Genomic DNA, 3364 nt, shown 5'->3' on the forward strand with positions numbered 1-3364 from the left:
CATCTCCAAGTCATAACCGGTCAAAACAGCAGCAGCCCTATTAACGACCACAGTAGCATCGGCAAATGAAGATTCATAATCACCATCACCTTCAAATGTAGCATTGATTGCATATGTGCCTGAAATCAAGTTAATAGGCAAGCTTGCAACACCATCAGCATCAGTCACACGATTGTAAACCTTACCCAAAATGCCCACTTTAACAACGGCATTTGCAATAGGATTAGCATTAACATCAGTCAAAGTAACCATCCAAGCGGAACCATCCCTATAAGCCATCTCAAGATCATCAGCAGACAAAATGGAATTTGCCTTAGCAACATCCAATACAACAGTATACTCTGCATTCTCTATTGCAGCAGTAACGCTGGCTTCACCGCCACCATTATAAGTATATTCAACAGAGTCTCCTAATGCAATAATGCTTTCATCAACATCACCATTATTTGCAGTGACAGTTAAATTAACGACAGGCAATTTGCTGTCATCATAATCAGACACTCCACTAGCACTATATGAATACAATTTAAACAAGATATCGGATGATTCAGAAACTGAAATTGAATCCGGATCTGCTGTAGCATTCAAGAACAGCCAAGTAGTAATTCCTGTATTAGTAGTTACCGGTTCTGTATCGTAATTGGTTGCATTATTTCCAAACCAATTATAATCAGCATTGGAACTGGAATCATTTTTAACAAAATAAATTGCAACATCATCATTATTCAGGAAAATATTATCATTGACTGACAAGTGACCATCAAAATAATTATCGAAATAGATAATACCAAAGTTAGCGCGGTTATTCACAAAAATATTGCCAGAAACATTACCGTCTTCATAATTTTCCCAATGGATAATACCACCCTGATAAGCAGGATCACCCTCACAAGCAGAATTATTCACAAAACTACAACCAGAAACACTACCTCCATGACAGACCTGCAAAATGATAGCACCACCATCACGAGCAGAATTATTCACAAAACTACAATCAGAAACAAGACCATCTTTGGTATACGACCAGGAGATAGCACCACCCTGACGATCGGCATAATTATTCACAAAACTACAATTAGAAACAATACTCTCATCACTTTGACTTAAAATGATAGCACCACTATCAAGACTAGCAGAATTATTCACAAAACTACAACCAGAAACAATACCTTTATAGCCCACGAAGGTGACGGCACCACCATCACGAGCAGAATTATTCACAAAACTACAACCAGAAACAATACCATTATCACTACCCAAATCGACTGCACCACCATTCTGACTAGCAGAATTATTCACAAAAATACAACCGGAAACAATAGCATTGTCACCATTCCAATCGACTGCACCACCATCATAACCAGCAGAATTATTCACAAAAATACAATCAGAAAGGTTACCATTGTTACCCCTCCAACTGATTGCACCACCGTGTCTATCTGCATTACCGTTAACAAATGTAATATTCTCGATTACTACATTATTTGCTTGAATACTGAATATTCTAGCCAGCCCAGTAGCATTTAATGTATGACCATTTCCGACAATAGTCAATGGACGATTAATGACTATGCCCTCTGTTAAATCAGAGTCAAATATAGGGTCATAAGTGTAATCCTTATCCAAAACAATAGTGTCATTATTATTGCCGTTTATGACAAAATTTAAGTCAGAAAATGTTGTTCCATCTGCGATTTTTAATGTTGTGGTGTATCTAACATTTTCTATTTTCGCTGTTATCTTGCCTATTCCATAATCCTCCGGATTGAACCGGACAGGTTCATCCAGTCCAACTTCAGTAATGTTGACATTCCCATTTGTTGGAGTCAATGTTAAGTTGATTGCTTTCAAACGACTATTATCAAATTCTGATACCCCAGAAGAGTCATAAACATATAATTTAAACACAATGTCTGAGGAACCAAAAATAGAGATTGCATCCGGATTTGCTGTTGCATTTAAAAACAGCCAGACACTGCATCCATCCACATTAGGATTATCCATATAATTGGTTGCATTATGTCCGAACCAGTTGTAATCATTATTCAAACTGGAATCCTCGTGATGAAAAGAAATTTCCCTACAATTATGGTCTAGGAAAACATTATAATTGACTGCCATATTTTCAGCATCGTATGAATAGACAACATTTGAACCAGAGTTTTTTACAAAATAACAATTAGTAACAACACAATTATTATTATTCCAGTAGATAGCAGCACCATTTTTATTAGTAGCGGAATTGCTCACAAAAATACAATCAGAAACAGTACAACCGCTAACCAAAAAGAGAGCGCCACCTTCCTGTTCGGCAGTATTTTTCTCAAAAATACAATCAGAAATATGACACTGGCCACTCAACCACATGACAGCACCACCAAATTGAGCAGAATTTCTTGTAAAAACACAACCAGAGATATTACAATAGGAATTCTCTCCGTAAATAGCTCCGCCACGAAAATTAAGATAGTTTATAAAAACACAATCAGAAACAGTACCCCGTGCATAATTCCATTGGATAGCAGGTTTTAGATCTGCACCTCCACTACTTATGAATGTAATATTTTTGATTATTACATTATCTGCCTGAACATTGAATATGTTTACTTTACCTTTGGAGTTGATTGTGTGGCCTTGTCCATCGATAGTTATGGATTCAGTAATGGCTATCCCACTAGAGTATCCTGATCCTTCATATTCATAATCCCTTCCCAATGTTATAATGGAATTGTATCCACTTCGAATTTCACTTTCCAATTCAGCGAATGTTCCATTTCCATCCGCACTTATTATCTCTTGATTATCAGTTTGGCCGACTACCTGACTTTCATCAGCTGAACTTATATCATCATTTTCATCAATTTGAGCCAATTCCACTGTTGTAGAATCTTGGCTAGCCATTTCCGTATCATTCACATCACTGGCACATACGCCCGCAATGCTAATGAGAAAAACAGCAAGAATCAAAATAAGCATGCTCTTTTTGAACTTCATTTTCACCTACCTTCAAAATATTTTGATAAAACAGATATTTTCCATATAAATAAACTAAAAAATATCATTCAATATAATTAAAAATCTATAAAAAGATATATAAAAAAATATCCATTTAATGAATGAAAAGAAGCTGAAAAGATAAAACACTGAAAAAATATGACAGTTAATTTTGATGTATAAAAAAAATCACGGAACAGTCAAAAGCCAGAATTAAAAAAAAAAGAAAAAAATTTTAGGCTTATAATATTATAAGCCTAATTTTATGCATTGTTTACAGTTATTGTGTTGGTTATTACTTTGCCGTTGTATTCCGCAGTGATTTCATAGGTTCCTGCCCTTAAATTAATCGGCAAAGATGCAACACCGT

Annotated in this window: 1 protein-coding gene; it reads right to left on the bottom strand. The window is 35.6% G+C overall.

Going from position 1 to position 3364, the window contains the following annotated elements; genetic code table 11:
• Positions 1 to 2994, bottom strand: a 2994-nt coding sequence (locus tag ACKI4K_RS00235) for a right-handed parallel beta-helix repeat-containing protein (RefSeq protein ID WP_407421097.1), incomplete at its 3' end; no start/stop codon positions are given.
• Positions 2995 to 3364: the final 370 nt, after the last annotated feature.

Source organism: Methanobrevibacter sp., assembly GCF_045644645.1.
Lineage (GTDB): Archaea > Methanobacteriota > Methanobacteria > Methanobacteriales > Methanobacteriaceae > Methanocatella.